Annotated in this window: 15 protein-coding genes; 7 read left to right on the forward strand and 8 right to left on the reverse strand. The window is 61.2% G+C overall.

Annotation, left to right across the window (positions count from 1 at the left end; translation table 11 throughout):
- The first annotated feature begins 15 nt into the window (after positions 1 to 15).
- Positions 16 to 714, forward strand: coding sequence for an OmpW family protein (locus HX812_RS19610; RefSeq protein ID WP_016978527.1), 699 nt, complete (start codon positions 16 to 18; stop codon positions 712 to 714).
- Positions 715 to 756: 42 nt separating this feature from the next.
- On the opposite strand, the gene HX812_RS19615 is transcribed toward HX812_RS19610, so the two are convergent.
- Both HX812_RS19615 and HX812_RS19620 read right to left on the reverse strand, forming a co-directional pair.
- Positions 757 to 1644 carry a sugar nucleotide-binding protein gene (locus HX812_RS19615; RefSeq protein ID WP_080642437.1) on the reverse strand — a complete coding sequence of 296 codons (888 nt, stop codon included), beginning with the start codon at positions 1642 to 1644 and terminating at the stop codon, positions 757 to 759.
- An 86-nt stretch (positions 1645 to 1730) separates the two neighbouring features.
- Entirely contained in the window at positions 1731 to 3815 is a 2085-nt protein-coding gene (locus HX812_RS19620; RefSeq protein ID WP_038850121.1) for a mechanosensitive ion channel family protein, read from the reverse strand.
- Between the two features lie 170 nt (positions 3816 to 3985).
- On the opposite strand from HX812_RS19620, the gene HX812_RS19625 reads away from it, so the two are divergent.
- From HX812_RS19625 to HX812_RS19635, 3 genes are read left to right on the forward strand one after another with little or no spacing between them, the layout of a single operon-like run.
- Positions 3986 to 4765 carry an endonuclease/exonuclease/phosphatase family protein gene (locus HX812_RS19625; RefSeq protein ID WP_038850123.1) on the forward strand — a complete coding sequence of 260 codons (780 nt, stop codon included), beginning with the start codon at positions 3986 to 3988 and terminating at the stop codon, positions 4763 to 4765.
- Entirely contained in the window at positions 4762 to 6024 is a 1263-nt protein-coding gene (gene clsB / locus HX812_RS19630) for a cardiolipin synthase ClsB (protein ID WP_038850124.1), read from the forward strand. Before HX812_RS19625 ends, clsB begins: the two co-directional genes overlap by 4 nt.
- Entirely contained in the window at positions 6014 to 6961 is a 948-nt protein-coding gene (locus HX812_RS19635; RefSeq protein WP_038850125.1) for a lysylphosphatidylglycerol synthase domain-containing protein, read from the forward strand. The genes clsB and HX812_RS19635 overlap by 11 nt, the downstream gene beginning before the upstream one ends.
- Positions 6962 to 6966: 5 nt before the next feature.
- Here the strand turns inward: HX812_RS19635 and HX812_RS19640 are convergent, their stop codons facing one another.
- The 3 genes from HX812_RS19640 to HX812_RS19650 all read right to left on the reverse strand — a co-directional run bounded on the left by HX812_RS19640 (position 6967) and on the right by HX812_RS19650 (position 9952).
- Positions 6967 to 7722, reverse strand: coding sequence for a S9 family peptidase (locus HX812_RS19640; RefSeq protein WP_033897979.1), 756 nt, complete (start codon positions 7720 to 7722; stop codon positions 6967 to 6969).
- Positions 7712 to 8821: a DUF3182 family protein gene (locus HX812_RS19645; RefSeq protein ID WP_038850126.1), complete on the reverse strand. Its 1110-nt coding sequence runs from the start codon at positions 8819 to 8821 to the stop codon at positions 7712 to 7714. Before HX812_RS19645 ends, HX812_RS19640 begins: the two co-directional genes overlap by 11 nt.
- Positions 8822 to 8992: 171 nt before the next feature.
- Positions 8993 to 9952, reverse strand: a complete 960-nt coding sequence (locus tag HX812_RS19650) for a GlxA family transcriptional regulator (protein ID WP_038850127.1) — start codon at positions 9950 to 9952, stop codon at positions 8993 to 8995.
- 96 nt (positions 9953 to 10048) lie between these two features.
- Here HX812_RS19650 and HX812_RS19655 point away from each other — a divergent pair, with 96 nt between their 5' ends.
- A complete protein-coding gene (locus HX812_RS19655) occupies positions 10049 to 10609 on the forward strand; it encodes a cysteine hydrolase family protein (RefSeq protein ID WP_033897983.1) in 561 nt (186 codons plus the stop codon).
- A 21-nt stretch (positions 10610 to 10630) separates the two neighbouring features.
- On the opposite strand, the gene tam is transcribed toward HX812_RS19655, so the two are convergent.
- Positions 10631 to 11392 carry a trans-aconitate 2-methyltransferase gene (gene tam, locus HX812_RS19660; protein ID WP_038850128.1) on the reverse strand — a complete coding sequence of 254 codons (762 nt, stop codon included), beginning with the start codon at positions 11390 to 11392 and terminating at the stop codon, positions 10631 to 10633.
- Between the two features lie 101 nt (positions 11393 to 11493).
- Between tam and HX812_RS19665 the strand changes: the two genes are divergently transcribed.
- On the forward strand, positions 11494 to 12414 hold the full coding sequence (locus tag HX812_RS19665) for a LysR family transcriptional regulator (RefSeq protein ID WP_038850129.1): 921 nt from the start codon (positions 11494 to 11496) through the stop codon (positions 12412 to 12414).
- A gap of 54 nt (positions 12415 to 12468) precedes the next feature.
- Here HX812_RS19665 and HX812_RS19670 read toward each other — a convergent pair whose 3' ends face one another.
- Together HX812_RS19670 and HX812_RS19675 are read right to left on the reverse strand one after the other, a co-directional pair.
- Positions 12469 to 12984 carry a single-stranded DNA-binding protein gene (locus tag HX812_RS19670; protein ID WP_017849542.1) on the reverse strand — a complete coding sequence of 172 codons (516 nt, stop codon included), beginning with the start codon at positions 12982 to 12984 and terminating at the stop codon, positions 12469 to 12471.
- A gap of 9 nt (positions 12985 to 12993) precedes the next feature.
- On the reverse strand, positions 12994 to 14388 hold the full coding sequence (locus HX812_RS19675; RefSeq protein WP_010206876.1) for an MFS transporter: 1395 nt from the start codon (positions 14386 to 14388) through the stop codon (positions 12994 to 12996).
- Between the two features lie 178 nt (positions 14389 to 14566).
- Here HX812_RS19675 and uvrA point away from each other — a divergent pair, with 178 nt between their 5' ends.
- Positions 14567 to 17401, forward strand: a complete 2835-nt coding sequence (uvrA, locus tag HX812_RS19680; RefSeq protein WP_028618130.1) for an excinuclease ABC subunit UvrA — start codon at positions 14567 to 14569, stop codon at positions 17399 to 17401.
- Positions 17402 to 17485 lie beyond the last annotated feature (84 nt).

Genomic DNA, 17485 nt, shown 5'->3' on the forward strand with positions numbered 1-17485 from the left:
TCCTTTGGAGCTCCCATGAACAAGTCTCTGCTCGGCGCGTCCCTCTTCGCGCTCGCCCTCGTCGCCCCCGTTGCACACGCTCACGAAGCGGGCGACATTCTGGTGCGCGCCGGTGCAATCACCGTGAACCCGAAGGCGGACAGCGGCCACGTCAAGGTTGACCAGGGCCCGCTGGCCGGCACCAACCTGGGCGGCAAGGCGACCATGAGCAGCGACACCCAACTGGGCCTGAACTTCGCCTACATGCTGACCAACCACGTCGGTATCGAGCTGCTGGCCGCCACGCCGTTCGAGCATGATGTGAAGATCAAGGGCACCGCCCTGAGCCCGGCCAACGGCAAGCTCGGCACCCTGAAACACCTGCCGCCAACCTTGAGTGTCGTGTACTACCCACTCGACAACAAGTCGGCCTTCCAACCGTACGTGGGCGCCGGTATCAACTACACCTGGATCTACGACGAACACGTCGGCAGCCGTGCCCAGGGCGCAGGTTTCAGCAACTTCAAGGCTGAAAACTCCTGGGGTTGGGCCGCACAGATCGGCGCGGACTACATGATCAACGACAAGTGGATGATCAACGCCCAGGCGCGCTACATCGACATCAGCACCAAGGCCACCGTGGAAAACAACGGCGTGGCACCGGGCACTCGCGCCAAGGTGAACGTTGATGTGGACCCGATGGTTTACATGGTGGGTATTGGCTACAAGTTCTAAATCCGCCGCACAAAAAAAGGCGCCTGTTTCAGGCGCCTTTTTTTATTGGCCGTGGCGGTAAAACCGATCCAGCAACGCCGGCAACCCCGCCCGCCATGCCCGTGGCTTGATGCCAAAGGTGTGGAGGATTTTCTTGCAGGCGAGCACCGCGTGTTGCGGTTCTTCGCTCGCATCCGGCCGGGCCGCGTGAGCCTGGGCGGTGGGGGATTCGATCGCCAGCGGGTGAAAGTTGCGCGCTTCGGTGAGGATCGCCTGGCCCAGCGCCAACGGTGTGGTCGCCTCCTGGCCGGCGTAGTGATAGGTGCCCCACAGCGGCGCCGCACAATCGAGTTGCTTGAGCACCGAGATGATCACCCGCGCCGCATCATCCACCGGCGTCGGGTTGCCGCGACGGTCGTCCGCCATCAGCAATTCATCCGGTTTCTCGGCCCGAGCCAAAAAACGCCCGAGGGTGCCGTCGACACTGTCATCCAGCAGCCAGCCAAACCGCAGCAACACATGCTGCGGGCAGGTGGCGCGCACGCTCTGCTCGATGCGCCACAACGCCTGGCCGCGCAGGCCCAGGGGCACCGGCTCGTCTTTTTCGCTGTACGCAGTGGCGCGGGAGCCATCGAACACGCGGTAGCTGGACGGTTGCAGCAAAGTGATGTTGTGGTGCTGGCACAACTCGGCCAGGCGTTCGATGGCGAACTCCTGGGCAGCCAGACGGGTTTCGCTGACCGCTTCGGCCTGGAACCAGTCGAAATAGTAGGCGAGGTTGATCAACGCATCGGGACGGGTGTCGTCGAGCAATTGGGTGAGGCTCGCGGCATCCCAGCCGTCTTGGGGCGGTTTGGGTGCGAGGAAACCGATGTCTTCCTCTGCACCGAGGCGAATCAGCGCCTGCCCGAGGGCATTCCCGCCGCCCAGTAACATAAGGCGCATTCGCATAGATTGAGCAGGCCCGGTCTGTTTGGAACGAAGGTTTTCTGGTCTTGGCCAGAATCGTTGCATTTTGCGGGTTTGTAGCGCAACCGTCACGGATTAACTATCTTCGCGCCAGCCTCGGTAGGTTCATGCTCAAGGGCCGTCCGCGCCGGCACCATGACCTGCTGTGGATAAGTCTGCGCGAAATGCACCTCGTCACAGTTATCCACAAGCTTTTTCAGGCGCTGGTTGAACGCACGGCTCACCGCGTATTGCCCGCCCGACACCGTGCGGAACTGCGCCGTGAGCACCACGCCGTTGAGGTCCATCTTGTCGACGCCGAAGACTTCCAGCGGGCCTTGCAGGTTGTACTTGAGGAACACGTCATCCCGGATCGACTGCCCTGCCTCGCGGATCAGCTCAACCGCCCTGTCCACATCCGTGTCGTAGGTGAACTGCACCGAGAAGAACGCATAGGCAAATTGCCGCGACTGGTTGGTGACTGCCTTGATCTGCCCGAATGGCACCGAGTGCACAAAACCCTTGCCGTCGCGCAGGCGCAAGGTGCGGATGGTCAGGCCTTCGACGGTGCCTGCGTGACCGGAGTCGAGTACCACCCAGTCGCCGATGGACAGCGTGTCTTCGATGATGATGAACAGCCCGGTGATCACATCTTGCACCAACTGCTGCGAGCCAAAACCAATGGCCAGGCCGACCACCCCGGCACCGGCCAGCAGCGGCGCGACGTTGATCCCGAGGTTGGCCATGGTGGTGATCGCGCAGATCACCACCAGAATAATCTTCACCGCATTGCGCAGCAGCGGCAGGATGGTCTTCACCCGCGTGCTCGGTTGGCGACTGGAGCGCTTGTTGACCGGCGGTTTCAGCGCTTCCTGGATCGCCGTGTCTAGCACCACCCAGAACAGCCAGGTCATCAACAGGATCAGGCCGATGCTGCTGAGAGAATCGCTGATTGCCCGGCCCACCGAGTTGCGCTGGGCGAATTCGAACAGTGACACGCCCCAGATGCGTCCGAGGATTTCGATAAAAGCGATGGCCATGACAATGCGCAGGATCGCGTGCAACAGGCTGAGGAAGCGTTCCTTGTAGGCGCTGCTGCGCTGGATCGCCACTTGGCTGCGGGACTTGAACAGATGTTGCAGCACCGTACTGAGGAACACCGTGCCGATCAGCAGGATCGTGGTGAACAACGCACAGCGCAAGACCTTCTGGTTGTCGTCACCGGCACCGATCAGGTTGATCGCCGACACCAACACCATCAACAGAATTGGCCAATACCAGAGGCCGGAAAATATCCGCAGCGATTGTTGCAGCGCCGGATGTTTAAGGCGTTGAGCCAATGGCCGGTTGCGAATCAGGTGGGCCACCGGGCGGCGCAGGCGGACCACCAACATGCCGAAAATCACCGCCGCAAACAGCCCGGTAAACACCGCGATGCTGCTGGTGATATTGCCACCGAGCTGGCGGGCGATCTGCGGGCTGGTCAGCGCGTCGCTGAGGGCGGCGAGGAAGCCGATCAGGAACAACGGCTTGGGGCAGTAGCTGCGAATGATCCGAACCGCCGGGCGCTTGTGCCCGACATTGAACATGACAATCACGCATAACAGCATTGAGGTGGAAAAGATGCCGCTGCTGGTGGCGTAGGCAAAACACAGCGCCAGCGCGCGACCTACAGAGGTGGGCAGGAAGTGACTGACGTAAAGCGTCAACGGCAGACAGACAAGCGCGGGAATCGTGTAGGGAATTACATACCCGAGCACCGCCAGCAGGCGTTCGCGCCGTTCGAAGAAGGTGCGGCGCCCCAGGCGCTGTACGATAAATCGCCCCAACAGCGTCAGCGCCACAAAAGCGCCTACCCACACGCCGGACAGCAGCAGGAAATCCCCCGCCACGCTCCAGGGTGAACGCGCAGCGGTCTGGTTGACCAGCCGCCCGACCTCGTCGGCCGCTCGGTCCGCGCGCAGTCGCCACTCGTCGATCAGGTTCTGATTGAGATCGAGCTTTTGCTGTACGTCGTCGATGCTGGAACTGATCGCCCCCAGCAGCCCGCCCTCCACCAGCAGTTCCGGCTTGGCCGGCGCTTCAGGTTCCGGCGCGGTGGCCGCCGCTTGCAGCGCGCCACTGCCGCAAAACAGCAGCGCGCCGAGCAGTAATGCAGTCTTGAGATTCAGCAAAACACCGAGCTCCTTCAGAAGGGTCTGTAAGGAACTGACGGGTTTGCGCTTTGATCGTTCCCCTTCAGCGGCATCTTTATGCCGTCTGTAGGACGCTGGAAACTTTCCGTCAAAAATCACAGTCAGCCATAAACGGGGGCCAGGCCCCCACTTCTTTCACAGGAGCAATCATGGCTGCGATCCCCGACTGGGTGCCCATCACCCCCAGCGTCGCCATCACTCGCTTCACGGTGCTGACGGTCAATATCCACAAGGGCTTTACCGCCCTGAATCGACGTTTCATCCTGCCCGAGCTGCGTGAAGCGGTGCGCAGCGTGGGCGCCGACATGGTGTTTTTGCAGGAAATCCATGGCACCCACGAGCGCCATCCACAGCGGTTCAGCGACTGGCCGAACATGCCGCAATACGAGTTCCTCGCCGACAGCATCTGGCCGCAGTTCGCCTATGGCCGCAACGCGGTCTACCCCCATGGCGACCATGGCAACGCGTTGCTGTCGAAATTCCAGATCGTGCGCTACGACAATCTCGATATTTCCCAAAGCGGCCATGAAAACCGTGGCCTGCTGCATTGCGTGCTGCGCCTGCCGGGCACCGGTCAGGAGATCCATGCAATCTGCATCCACTTGGGCTTGCGCGAAGTGCACCGCCAGCAGCAATTGCGCTTGATTGAGCAGCGCATCAGCGAGATTCCGGCCGACGCCCCGCTGATCGTGGCCGGTGATTTTAACGATTGGCGCCAAAAGGCCGACCTGAGCAAGGCGGGCTTGAAGGAAGTGTTTATTGAATCCATGGGCAAACCCGCGCGCACCTTCCCGGCACGCCTGCCATTGCTGCCGCTGGACCGGATTTATGTGCGCAATCTGAAGGTGCATAACCCTCGGGTGCTGACGACGCGGCCGTGGTCTCACTTGTCCGATCATGTGCCGCTGTCGGTGGAGGTCGAGCTATGAACGTGGCTGTGGAACATATCTCCACCGACCAGCCGCCGGACGAAGCCAAGGCCCGCGACCTGGATTACGGCTGGCAGAGTGGCAACCAGGTCGAGTTGCTGGAGAACGGTGAGGCGTATTTTCCCAAGGTGTTCGAAGCCCTGCGCGCGGCCCGACGGGAGATTCTGCTGGAGACCTTTATCCTTTTCGAAGACAAGGTGGGCCATGAACTGCACGGCATCCTGATCGAGGCTGCGCAGCGTGGTGTGAAGGTGGTGGCAAGCCTGGACGGTTTTGGTTGCGGCGAACTGAGCCCGTCGTTTCTGGGCGAATTGGCGGACGCCGGAGTGACGGTGCAGATGTTTGACCCGGCGTCCAAGACCCTGGGTTTTCGCACCAACTGGTTTCGTCGCCTGCACCGCAAGATTGTGGTGGTGGATGCAGAAGTGGCGTTTATCGGAGGGATCAACTTTTCCGCCGACCACTTGGGCGATTTCGGCCCCGAGGCCAAGCAGGATTACGCGGTGCAGGTGGTGGGGCCGGCGGTGGCGGACCTGCATCATTTCGCCCTGGCGCAAAGTGGTCGCCAGGTGCGCACGCGACGTGGCTGGCGGCGGCGCCAGCAGCGGCCTTCGTTGTGGTCCACCGACCAGGGCGATGGCCTGGTGCGCCTGATTTACCGCGACAACGTGCAGCATCGCGATGACATTGAAGAGGCGTACATCCACGCGCTGAGCAAGGCGCAACAGCGTGTGGTGATCGCCAACGCCTACTTCTTCCCCGGCTACCGCCTGTTGCGGGAAATCCGCAATGCCGCGCGGCGTGGCGTGCAGGTGCAACTGATCATGCAGGGCCAGCCCGATGTGCTGCTGGCGAAGCTGGCGGCGCGCATGCTCTACGACTATTTGCTCAAGGACGGCGTGGTGATCCACGAATACTGCCAGCGCCCGCTGCACGGCAAGGTGGCGTTGGTGGATGACGAATGGAGCACCGTGGGGTCGAGCAACCTGGACCCGTTGAGCCTGTCGCTGAACCTGGAAGCCAACGTGTTGATTCGTGACCGCGCGTTCAATCAACAACTGTTCGAACGCCTGGAAACACTTGCCCACAATCATTGCCAGACCATGCCGGAAAACCGCAAACCGCGCCTGTGGCTGTGGCGATTGACCGTGGGCTTCCTGGTGTTTCATGTGATGCGCCACTTCCCGGCCTTGACCGGTTGGTTACCGGCGCACAAGCCACGCTTGAAACCCATCGAGAGCCAGGCCAATGACCGCTGAATCCCGGTTCACACGCTGGAAGAAACCGCTGACCATCGCTTTTTTCCTGGCGCTGATCGTGCTGTTCACCCTGCTCGCGCGGCGCATCGATTGGAGCGAAGTGGTGCAGACCCTGGGCGACTTCAAGGAGCGCACACTGGTGATCGCCGGCGCACTGACGCTGTGCAGCTTTTTGGTGTACGCCAGCTTCGACTTGATCGGCCGCACCTACATCCGCCAGAACCTGGTGTGGAAGCAAATCCTGCCGGTGGGCATCATCAGCTACGCGTTCAACCTCAACCTGAGCGCGTGGGTCGGCGGCATCGCCATGCGTTATCGCCTGTATTCGCGCTTGGGCGTGAGCACCGGCAATATCGCCAAGATCCTCGGCCTGAGCCTGGCCACCAATTGGTTTGGCTACATGGCGATTGCCGGGGTGGTGTTCAGCAGCGGTCTGGTGACCATGCCGACGGGGTGGAAGGTCAGCACCACGGCCTTGCAAGGCATTGGCGCGTTGTTGGTACTGGCCAGCCTCGGTTATCTGGTGGCCTGCCAGTTTTCGAAAAAGCGTGCGTGGACGATTCGCGGCATGGAAATCAACCTGCCGTCCGTGCGCATGGCGTGCTTGCAATTGCTGCTCGGCGCATTGAATTGGTCGCTGATGGCGGCGGTGATCTTCACCTTATTGCCGGCCAAGCTGGATTATCCGCTGGTGCTGGGTGTGTTGCTGATCAGCGCGATTGCCGGAGTGCTCACCCATATTCCGGCCGGGCTGGGCGTGCTGGAGGCGGTGTTTATTGCGCTGTTGCAGCATGAGGCGTCGCGGGGCAGCTTGCTTGCCGGGTTGATCGCGTATCGGGCGATTTACTTCATCTTGCCGCTGCTGATCGCGCTGCTGATGTACCTCGGTGTGGAGGCCAAGGCGAAGGCGTTGCGGGTGAAGAAAACACCCGCTTGAACGCTTTACTGGGACTGAATAATGCTCAACCGTTCGCCCACCACCATCTCGGTGATCCAGTCCACCAGGATTGAGGTGTAGGCCTGTTGGGACACCGGATCGCTGAGGGAATGGTCGGCGCCGTCGATGATGCGATGGGTCAGTGAGTGGGTCTGCTGGCACGCCGCGCGGTAGCTCATGATGGTGGCGTGGGGCACGTGGTCATCGGTTTCCGATTCGACGATCAACACATCACCGGTAAAGGCCGAACACGCGTGCAAGGCGCGATTGGTTTCGGCGTGGACCAAGGTGCTGCGGTAATCCATCAGGTCGGCCTTATCCAGATCACGCTTGGGTTTGAGCCATTCCTGATCGCGGTACAACGCCGGTACGCGCAGCGCCAGCCAGCGCACCGGGCGCAACGAGGTGAGAATCGCCGCAAGGTAACCGCCGTAACTGGTGCCCACCACCGCCACCGCCGAGGTGTCGATGGCCGGGTGCGACAGCAGACGGTCATAGGCCGCCAGCAGGTCGCGCAGGTTGTCTTCGCGGGTGACGCGGGACAATGGAATGCCCGTGCCGGCGTGCCCGCGCAGGTCGAAAGTCAGGCACACGCAACCCAAGCCGGCGATGCCTTTGGCGCGTTCCAGGTCTCGCTCCTGGCTGCCGCCCCAACCGTGCACAAACAACACGCCGGGGACTTTGGATTTAGGGCTGAGGAAGGTGCCGCTCATCTGTTCGTCGTCGATATCGATCGCAATGCTTTCGCTTTTAGCCGTCATAAGCCTTAACCGTCACGTACTTGAGAAGAAACTCGCTGTTTTCCGCCGGACCGCGATACACCTCGATGGCATTGGCTGGCAGCGGTTGGTCCACGTAGGTTTCCACCGAGGACACATGGATCGCACGCAGGCTAGGGTTGTTGATAAAACTTTGCAGCGCCGCGACTTCCGCGCTGCTGGCCCCGCCCATGCGCCAGGATTGTTCGAGTACACCGCTGCGGCGTTGGCCATTACTGTCCAGGCCTTGGGCGATGTCGTAGTTGCGCCGTGATGCGTAGAAACCGGGGTAGGCCTCATCGGCGGCGGTGTCGAAGACCTGGGCTTGTTTGATGGCTTCGCGTACGTCGTCGGGCAGTTCGAGTTGCAGCAGGTCCTCGTAGTCACCGGGTACCACCAGCAGGTTGGAGCCGCCGTAGACCTCCTCGCCCTGCCCGTCTTTCGTCAGGTATTGCTCGCCGCAGTAGCTGAACACGTGATCGCCGATAAAGCTTTGGCCAACGCTGTGGGTGACCACATCGTGCAGGTCCTGCTCCAGCACCACGCCTTCGTTGAAGAGTTTCGCGGCATCCGGTCGCGCCAGCACCGCTTCGAATTCGTCCAGGCTGTGGATAACTTCCTGGCCTCGGCCGGCGCAGGCGTGCACGGGTTTCAAGCGGATGGGGCCGCTGTAGAGCAAGCGTGTGGCGGCGGGCCGCGCGTCTTCCAGTGCAAAGACGCTCAGACCGTCCAGCACGACTTTTCGTACACGCTCGCAAAACAACGCCGACCAACCTTGCGGCGCTTTGGCTTCAGGACCGAGCAAGCCATGACTGATGGCTTTGGTGCAGATGAAGTCGTGGTCGACGTAACCGCCCCACAAATCCTCCGGCCCCTTGATATTCAGCGCTCGGGCTTGGGCCGGGCCGACCAGGGTCTGTGTGGGCAGCAGATAAAGGGCCCGCCCCGCGTGCAGATCAGTGTCATAGCTGCCGCCGAACTTGAGCCCAAGGATCTGCGCCAGCCAGCGCGCCAGAGCGCGGTTGGTTTCGATCTCATGCAGCGGCGCGCCCTCGCGTATGGAGTGAGCAACCACCAGCTTCTTGCGTTGAGTCGGGGTCATGCGTCCCCCTTGGCCATCCCGCCATGTGTGTAGACGGAACGTTGCAGAGATCAGGCCAAGGCGCGTTCGGGCGAGATTGCATTCAAATCAATCGGTTGCCGGAAAAACGATGGCAGATGGCCTGTTTTATTCTGCACGACCACCCGATAACGCGGCGGTGTTCTGCACGATTCACACGCCGAAACGGCTGCGATAATCGCTGGGCGTCAGTCCGGTGATCTTCTTGAAGAGGGCGCGAAAGGCACTCGGATCCTGGTAGCCGACGGTCCAGGCGATATGGTCGATGGTGCCGTTGGTGAATTCGAGCATCTGCCGCGCCTTGCCCACCCGCAGGTGCTGACAGTATTCGGTGGGCTTCAAACCCGTGGCGCTGCGAAAGCGCCGTAGGAAGGTGCGCTCTTCCAAACCGGCTTCCCGAGCCATCGCCGCCAGGGATACATCCACCGCGCCGCTGGCCTGCAACCCGTGTTGAACCTTGAGGATGGCCGCGTCGCCGTGGCCGAGAATCGGCGCAAAGTTACTGCCGCATTGGCTGGCGCTGTCACTGTGCTCGATCACCAGGAAACGCGCGGTATCGGCCGCGATGCTCGGGCCCATCAGGCGGTCGACCAGGCGCAGGCCGAGTTCGGACCAGGCCATCAGGCCGGCGGTGGTGATCAAGTCGCCGTCATCGACGATGGGTTTATCCGCCTCCAGGCGCACCGCCGGGTAACGGGCGGCGAAGGATTTGGCGGAAGACCAATGCGTGGTGGCGCTACGCCCGTCGAGCAACCCACTGCGCGCCAGCATGATCGAGCCAATGCATACACCGCCCAGCACAGTACCTGCCGCGTGTTGCTGGCGAATCCACTCCAATAGCGCGGGGGGCGCCTGCTCCTCTGTAAACTCACCAATCGACGGTGGCACCAGCACAGCCATCATCGGTTGCTCGGAGCCAGGATGGCTGCTGAATACACGCGCCGGTTTACCGGTAACATCTACCTGCCAATGGCTGACCCGCAGCAACGGCAATTGCGCGGACTGATGCTCGGCGGCGATGCGGTTGGCCACGCCGAACAGGTCGGTCAAGCCATGCACGGCCGCCAACTGCGCACCTTGGTAGATCAACACGCCCAGCTCGACGACCACCATTGTCAGTTTTCCCCCTGTTATTGTCGGTGCAGCCAATCCCCGGTGAAGGCGCCAGCTAAGATACTGGGCCCATCAACCCATCACGAGGCAACACACATGGCCAAGCAAGCGCTCATCCTAATCGATATCCAGAACGACTACTTCCCTCAGGGCAAGTGGCCACTCGACGGCGTCGACGCCGCGGCAGACAAGGCCGCGCAAGTGCTGCAGGCGTTTCGCCAGGCGGGCGATGCGGTGATTCATGTGCGTCATGAGTTCACCTCCGAGGACGCGCCGTTCTTCACACCGGGCTCCGAGGGTGCGCATCTGCACAGCAAAGTGTTGAACGAAGGCAATGAGCCGGTGGTGCTTAAACACTTTGTGAATGCGTTTCGCGAAACCCGGCTACGCGAACTGCTGGAACAACGCAGCATCACCGACCTGGTGGTGGTGGGCAGCATGAGTCATATGTGTATCGACGCTGTGGTGCGGGCGGCGGCGGATCTGGGCTACAAGGTCACGGTGATTCATGACGCGTGTGCCACGCGGGATCTGGAATTCAATGGGCAGGTGATTCCAGCGGCGCAGGTGCACGGGGCGTACATGGCCTCGCTGGCGTTTGGGTATGCGGGTGTGGTGTCGGCGGATGAGTACTTGAAGGCACAAGCGGCGGCTTGACCGCCACTTGGCTTTTAGGCGTTAGCGAGTCGCGATGATGAACAGGCGCGGAAACGGCAGCAACACCGTGCCATCAGCCAAGGCGGGATAGGCCTGAATCATTCGCGCCTGGTATTCCTGTAGGAAAGCGGCTTTTTCGCTGTCGGTCAAAGGCGCGAGGAACGGCCTCAGCGCCGACGCCTTGAACCACTCCACTACCGCCGCGTGATCCGCCAATGGGTGCTGATAGGTGGTGCGCCATACATCGACAGTACTGCAATGTTTGCTCAGCAGTTCGTAGTAGTAGCTCGCGGTGTGGCGCTCGTTGTGTTTGACCGTTCCGATCTTGGCCGACCATGGCCCCTCTGCCGCGACTTCGCGGGCAAGCCGGTGGGCGGGCTCATCGAGATTGTCCGGGGTTTGCACCGCCAGCGTGCCACCGGGCGTCAGTTGTTGGACCAAGTGCGGATATAGCCTGGCGTGGTCGGGCAACCATTGCAGGGACGCATTGGCCAGGATCACATCGAAGGTTTGTGCAGGTTTCCAGTCACCGATATCCGCCAGTTCAAAGTTCAGCGCCGGCAGCCGTTTGCGGGCGTCCACCAACATGTCATCGGAGCTGTCCATGCCGGTGACCTGTGCCTGCGGGAAGCGCTCGGCGAGCACTTCGGTGGAGTTGCCGGGGCCGCAGCCCAGGTCGACGGCGTTGCGCACCTCGGTATTCGCAATGGCCGCGACCAGGTCACGGACGGGACGAGTGCGCTGCTGTTCGAACATCGTGTATTGCTTGGCTGACCAGGTCATCACGGCTTTCCTTCTTTTTGAGGTTGGTCACAGCCTAAATCTTGTGAGCCATGAGAACAAATGCCAGGATTGGAGCCCTCCCATACCTGAAAAGTATTCCTATGCTGGAGCTTCGCCAACTCAAGGCCTTCGTTGCCATCGCAGAAGAAGGCTACATCACCCGCGCGGCTGAACGCCTGGGCATGCAACAGCCACCGTTGACGCGGATGTTGCAAAGCCTTGAGGCCGAATTGGGCGTGGTGTTGATGGAGCGCCTGCCCCGTGGCGTTCGCCCCACCACCGCCGGGCTCGCGTTACTGGATGAGGCGCGGGAAATCCTCGCACAGGCTGAAGGCGTCGCGGATGTAGTCCGCCGTGCCGCACGCGGTGAACGTGGACGGCTGGCCATCGGCTTTACGAGTTCGGCTGCCTTGCATCCTTTTGTACCGAGTGTGCTGCGGCTGTTTCGCGAAACCTTTGTCGGCGTAAGCGTCGTGCTAGAGGAAGCCGGCACCGGCGAGTTGCTGGACGCATTGGTACACGAAAAACTCGACGCGGCGTTTATCCGCTCGCCTCTCAGCGGGACACAGTCGCTGCAGGACGAACCCATCTTGGTGGAACCGATGCTGCTGGCGCTGCCCACCGATCATCCGCTGGCGCTTGATGCAGGCTCTCCCCTGCCCTTGAAGGCACTGGCGACCGAATCCTTCGTGCTTTATCGCCGGCGCGTGGGCCTGGGGTTGTATGACGCAATCCTGGTGGCGTGCCGCGAAGCTGGGTTCAGCCCGCAAGTGGTGCAGGAAGCCCCACGCATGACCGCGACATTGAGCCTGGTGGCGGCGGGACTTGGCGTGTCCATCGTGCCGGCGTCGATGCAGCGGTTGCGCGGGGACGGCATCGTGTATCGGGAATTGACGGAGTGCCGCAGCCTGGTGGCACCGCTGCATTTGGCGACGCGGATCGATGACGGTTCGGCCGTGTTACGCCGGTTCAAGGACATGGTTGTCATCGCCGCTTCAACTGAAGCTGATCACGGCCAATAAAAAATCCCCGAGACCTGAGTCAAACGGGGGTTTGCGTGTTCCGGATTTTAAATCCTAGAACGGGATATCGTCATCAAAGCTGTCGAAATCCGCAGCCGGTTGCGGAGCAGCCTGTTGTGGCGCTGGACGCGACTCACGCTGTGGCTGCTGGCTTGGCTGTGGACGGGACTGCTGTGGACGCGGTGCCGAGTTGGACATGCCGCCCTGGCCCTGTTGGTCGCCCTGTGGACGGCCGCCCAGCAGTTGCATGGTGCCTTGCATGTCGACCACGATTTCGGTGGTGTAACGCTTGATGCCGTCTTTTTCCCACTCGCGGGTCTGCAGCTTGCCTTCGATGTAGACCTGCGAACCTTTGCGCAGGTACTCACCGGCGATCTCCGCCACCTTGCCGAACATCGACACGCGGTGCCATTCGGTTTTCTCGACCTTCTGGCCAGTCTGCTTGTCGGTCCACTGTTCGCTGGTCGCCAGACTCAGGTTGGTCACGGCGTTACCGTTAGGCAAGTAGCGAACTTCGGGATCCTGGCCGCACGTACCGACCAATATGACTTTGTTAACCCCACGGGCCATAACGTTCTCCTAGGCTGGGCGCGCTGTCGGCACTGGGTTGACCAGTTGCTCGAGCGTCGCGCGATCCAATAATTCGGTGTCCAATTTGATGTAAATGGCCGCCTCTTCCGCGACCACGACTGCATCTGTTACCCCTACGACTGCCTTGAGGCGCTCTACCAGACCGCTTTCACGGATCGCCTCAGGCGATAGCGGCAAACGCAGACTTGTGACGTAGGGAGGTTCGCGCATGGTAACAGCAAAGGCCAGCCAAAGTGCAGCCAGCCCGGCGCATCCGAGGAAGACAACCGACAAACCGCCATGCTGGAACATCCAGCCCCCCATGATGCCGCCCAGTGCAGAACCGAGGAACTGGCTGGTGGAATACACCCCCATCGCCGTGCCCTTGCCGCCGGCCGGTGAAACTTTACTGATCAGCGAAGGCAATGAAGCCTCCAGCAGGTTGAACGCGGTGAAAAAAACCACCGTGCCGATTACCAGCGCCCGCAGGCTGTCGCCGAACTGCCAGAAGAATAGCTCAGTGAGCATCAGCGTCGTGACGGCGCCGAGCAGGATTCGTTTCATTTTGCGTTTTTTCTCGCCATAGATGATGAACGGGATCATGGCGAAGAACGAAATCAACAGCGCAGTGAGGTAGACCCACCAGTGCTGCTCCTTGGGCAGGCCGGCTTTTTCCACCAAGGCCAGGGGCAAGGCGACGAAGCTGCACATCAGCATCGCGTGTAATACGAAGATACCTAAATCCAGGCGCAGCAGGTCCGGATGCTTGAGCGTCGGCAAGAGCGCCTTGCGTGCAACACCCGACTCGCGATGCTGCAATGTGCCGGTGGAGCGCGGCACCATGAAGGCCACGATCACGATGCCGAACAGCGCCATACCGCCGGTGGCGAGGAACAGTCCATGCAAGCCGAACGCACGGGTCAGCAAGGGACCGACCACCATGGCCACGGCAAACGACAGGCCGATAGTCATGCCGATCATGGCCATGGCCTTGGTGCGGTGTTGTTCGCGGGTCAGGTCCGACAGCAAGGCCATCACCGCCGCGGAAATCGCTCCGGCGCCTTGTAGGATACGTCCGGCAATTACGCCCCAGATGGAATCGGACTGAGCCGCGAGCACACTGCCGAGGGCGAACACGATCAGCCCGAGGTAGATGACCGGGCGGCGGCCAATGCGGTCGGAAATGATCCCGAAGGGAATCTGGAAAATCGCCTGGGTCAGACCGTAGGCGCCAATAGCCAGGCCAATCAATGCGGGGGTCGCGCCTGCGAGATCCATTCCATAGGTCGCCAACACCGGCAACACCATAAACATGCCCAGCATACGGAAGGCGAACACCAGGGCCAGACCGCTTGCCGCTCGGGTCTCGCCGCTACTCATGCGTTCGCTGTGGGGATCGTGCATGGAAAAACCTCGTGTGAACCGGCGGCGATTCTACCAGTCCCATCGATTGAGAGGGTATATGCGGCGGTTTGCCGCGCAGCTTTCATCTAAGGCTGCAAGCGGCCTTTTGACAGTGTATATTCATCCAGTCTTTAGCCGTATACTCCGGCATTATTTACGCCCGCCGTGCGAGGCCATCTTGGACAAGATCCTGATTCGTGGGGCTAGAACCCACAACCTGAAGAACATCGACCTGACCCTGCCCCGGGACAAACTGATCGTCATCACCGGCTTGTCCGGGTCCGGCAAATCGTCCCTGGCGTTTGACACGCTGTATGCCGAAGGCCAGCGTCGCTATGTGGAATCGCTGTCGGCCTATGCCCGCCAGTTCCTGTCGATGATGGAAAAACCCGACGTCGACACCATTGAAGGCCTGTCGCCAGCGATCTCCATCGAGCAGAAGTCGACCTCCCATAACCCGCGTTCCACCGTGGGCACCATCACTGAAATCTACGACTACCTGCGGCTGCTGTACGCACGCGTGGGTATTCCGCGTTGCCCGGACCACGACATTCCCCTGGAAGCCCAGACCGTCAGCCAGATGGTCGACCTGGTGCTGGCCCAGCCGGAAGGCGCCAAGCTGATGCTGCTGGCGCCGGTGATCCGCGAGCGCAAGGGTGAACACCTTTCCGTCTTCGAAGAGCTGCGGGCCCAGGGTTTTGTACGCGCACGCATCAACGGCAAGCTCTATGAGCTGGACGAAGCGCCGAAGCTCGACAAACAGAAGAAGCACTCGATTGATGTGGTCGTCGACCGCTTCAAGGTGCGCGCCGACCTGCAACAACGCCTGGCGGAATCCTTCGAGACCGCCCTGAAGCTGGCCGACGGCATCGCCTTGGTTGCACCGATGGACGACGAGCCGGGCGAAGAGATCATCTTCTCCGCGCGCTTTGCCTGCCCGATCTGCGGCCATGCCATCAGCGAACTGGAACCCAAGCTGTTTTCCTTCAACAACCCGGCCGGCGCCTGCCCGACGTGCGATGGCCTGGGCGTGAAGCAGTTCTTCGATATCAAGCGCCTGGTCAATGGCGACCTGACGCTGGCGGAGGGCGCGATACGCGGCTGGGACCGGCGCAACGTCTACTACTTCCAGATGCTCGGGTCGTTGGCTTCGCACTACAAGTTCAGCCTGGAAGTACCGTTCAACCAGCTGCCGGCGGATCAGCAGAAGGTCATCCTGCACGGCAGCGGCTCGCAGAACGTCGACTTCAAATACCTGAACGACCGTGGCGACATCGTCAAGCGCTCCCACCCGTTCGAAGGCATTGTGCCGAACCTGGAGCGTCGCTACCGCGAGACCGAATCGGCCAGCGTGCGTGAAGAGTTGGCGAAGTTCCTCAGCACCCAACCTTGCCCGGATTGCCGCGGCACTCGCCTGCGTCGTGAGGCGCGGCATGTGTGGGTGGGCGAGAAGACCTTGCCGGCGGTGACCAACCTGCCGATCGGGGATGCCTGCGAGTACTTTGGTGTGCTCAAGCTGACCGGTCGCCGTGGGGAAATCGCCGACAAGATCCTCAAGGAAATTCGCGAGCGATTGCAGTTCCTGGTCAACGTGGGCCTGGATTACCTGTCGCTGGATCGCAGCGCCGATACCCTGTCCGGCGGTGAAGCCCAGCGGATTCGCCTGGCCAGCCAGATTGGTGCTGGTCTCGTGGGTGTGTTGTACATCCTCGATGAGCCGTCGATTGGCTTGCACCAGCGTGACAACGATCGCCTGCTGGGCACGTTGAAACACCTGCGAGATATCGGCAACACGGTGATTGTGGTCGAGCACGATGAAGATGCGATTCGCCTGGCGGATTATGTGGTCGACATCGGCCCGGGCGCGGGCGTGCATGGCGGGCACATTGTCGCTGAAGGCACGCCGGCTGAGGTCATGGCGCATCCGGATTCGCTGACCGGTAAGTACTTATCTGGCCGTGTGAAGATCGCAGTGCCGGCCAAACGTACACCGCGTAACAAGAAGCTGGCACTGCACCTCAAGGGCGCACGCGGTAACAACTTGCGCAATGTCGACCTGGAAATTCCACTGGGCTTGCTGACCTGTGTGACCGGTGTTTCCGGCTCGGGGAAATCGACGCTGATCAACAATACGCTGTTCCCCCTGAGTGCCACCGCCCTGAACGGCGCGACCACCTTGGAAGCAGCGGCGCACGACAGCATCAAAGGCCTGGAACACCTGGATAAAGTGGTCGATATCGACCAGAGCCCGATTGGCCGGACGCCACGATCCAACCCGGCAACCTACACCGGTTTGTTCACGCCGATTCGCGAGCTTTTTGCTGGCGTTCCGGAATCCCGTTCACGGGGTTACGGGCCGGGCCGGTTCTCGTTCAACGTCAAGGGCGGGCGCTGTGAAGCGTGCCAGGGCGATGGCTTGATCAAGGTTGAAATGCACTTTCTCCCGGACATCTACGTGCCGTGCGACGTGTGCAAGAGCAAGCGCTACAACCGCGAAACCCTGGAGATCAAGTACAAGGGCAAGAGCATCCACGAAACCCTGGAGATGACCATCGAGGAAGCACGGGTGTTCTTCGACGCGGTCCCGGCGTTGGCGCGCAAGCTGCAAACACTGATGGACGTGGGCTTGTCCTACATCAAGCTGGGCCAGTCAGCGACTACGCTGTCGGGGGGGGAGGCGCAGCGGGTGAAGTTGTCTCGCGAGCTGTCCAAGCGCGACACCGGCAAGACCCTGTATATCCTCGATGAGCCGACCACCGGCCTGCACTTCGCGGACATCCAGCAACTGTTGGACGTACTGCACCGCCTGCGCGACCACGGCAACACCGTGGTGGTGATCGAGCACAACCTTGATGTGATCAAGACGGCCGATTGGCTGGTGGACCTTGGGCCGGAAGGCGGCTCCAAAGGTGGCCAGATCATTGCCGTGGGCACGCCGGAGCAGGTTTCCGAAATGCCGCAGTCGCACACCGGTTACTACTTGAAACCATTGCTGGAACGCGACCGGGCCTGACTTTTTCGGGCCCAATGAAAAAAGCCCCTGTCACTTTACGGTGACAGGGGCTTTTTTGTAGCCGGTGTCCCGTCCTGAATAAGG

Origin of the sequence: Pseudomonas sp. IPO3749 (assembly GCF_013386605.1) — a bacterium.
In the GTDB taxonomy this organism is placed as follows: Bacteria; Pseudomonadota; Gammaproteobacteria; order Pseudomonadales; family Pseudomonadaceae; genus Aquipseudomonas; species Aquipseudomonas azotoformans_A.

What these genes read in the sequence shown, in the direction of transcription:
- HX812_RS19670 (WP_017849542.1), bottom strand. Translation starts at nt 12,984, where the DNA reads ATGGCCCGTGGGGTTAACAAAGTCATATTGGTCGGTACGTGCGGCCAG.
- HX812_RS19655 (WP_033897983.1), top strand. Translation starts at nt 10,049, where the DNA reads ATGGCCAAGCAAGCGCTCATCCTAATCGATATCCAGAACGACTACTTC.
- HX812_RS19625 (WP_038850123.1), top strand. Translation starts at nt 3,986, where the DNA reads ATGGCTGCGATCCCCGACTGGGTGCCCATCACCCCCAGCGTCGCCATC.
- HX812_RS19640 (WP_033897979.1), bottom strand. Translation starts at nt 7,722, where the DNA reads ATGACGGCTAAAAGCGAAAGCATTGCGATCGATATCGACGACGAACAG.
- HX812_RS19675 (WP_010206876.1), bottom strand. Translation starts at nt 14,388, where the DNA reads ATGCACGATCCCCACAGCGAACGCATGAGTAGCGGCGAGACCCGAGCG.
- HX812_RS19635 (WP_038850125.1), top strand. Translation starts at nt 6,014, where the DNA reads ATGACCGCTGAATCCCGGTTCACACGCTGGAAGAAACCGCTGACCATC.
- HX812_RS19615 (WP_080642437.1), bottom strand. Translation starts at nt 1,644, where the DNA reads ATGCGAATGCGCCTTATGTTACTGGGCGGCGGGAATGCCCTCGGGCAG.
- tam (WP_038850128.1), bottom strand. Translation starts at nt 11,392, where the DNA reads ATGACCTGGTCAGCCAAGCAATACACGATGTTCGAACAGCAGCGCACT.
- clsB (WP_038850124.1), top strand. Translation starts at nt 4,762, where the DNA reads ATGAACGTGGCTGTGGAACATATCTCCACCGACCAGCCGCCGGACGAA.
- HX812_RS19665 (WP_038850129.1), top strand. Translation starts at nt 11,494, where the DNA reads ATGCTGGAGCTTCGCCAACTCAAGGCCTTCGTTGCCATCGCAGAAGAA.
- HX812_RS19610 (WP_016978527.1), top strand. Translation starts at nt 16, where the DNA reads ATGAACAAGTCTCTGCTCGGCGCGTCCCTCTTCGCGCTCGCCCTCGTC.
- HX812_RS19650 (WP_038850127.1), bottom strand. Translation starts at nt 9,952, where the DNA reads ATGGTGGTCGTCGAGCTGGGCGTGTTGATCTACCAAGGTGCGCAGTTG.
- HX812_RS19645 (WP_038850126.1), bottom strand. Translation starts at nt 8,821, where the DNA reads ATGACCCCGACTCAACGCAAGAAGCTGGTGGTTGCTCACTCCATACGC.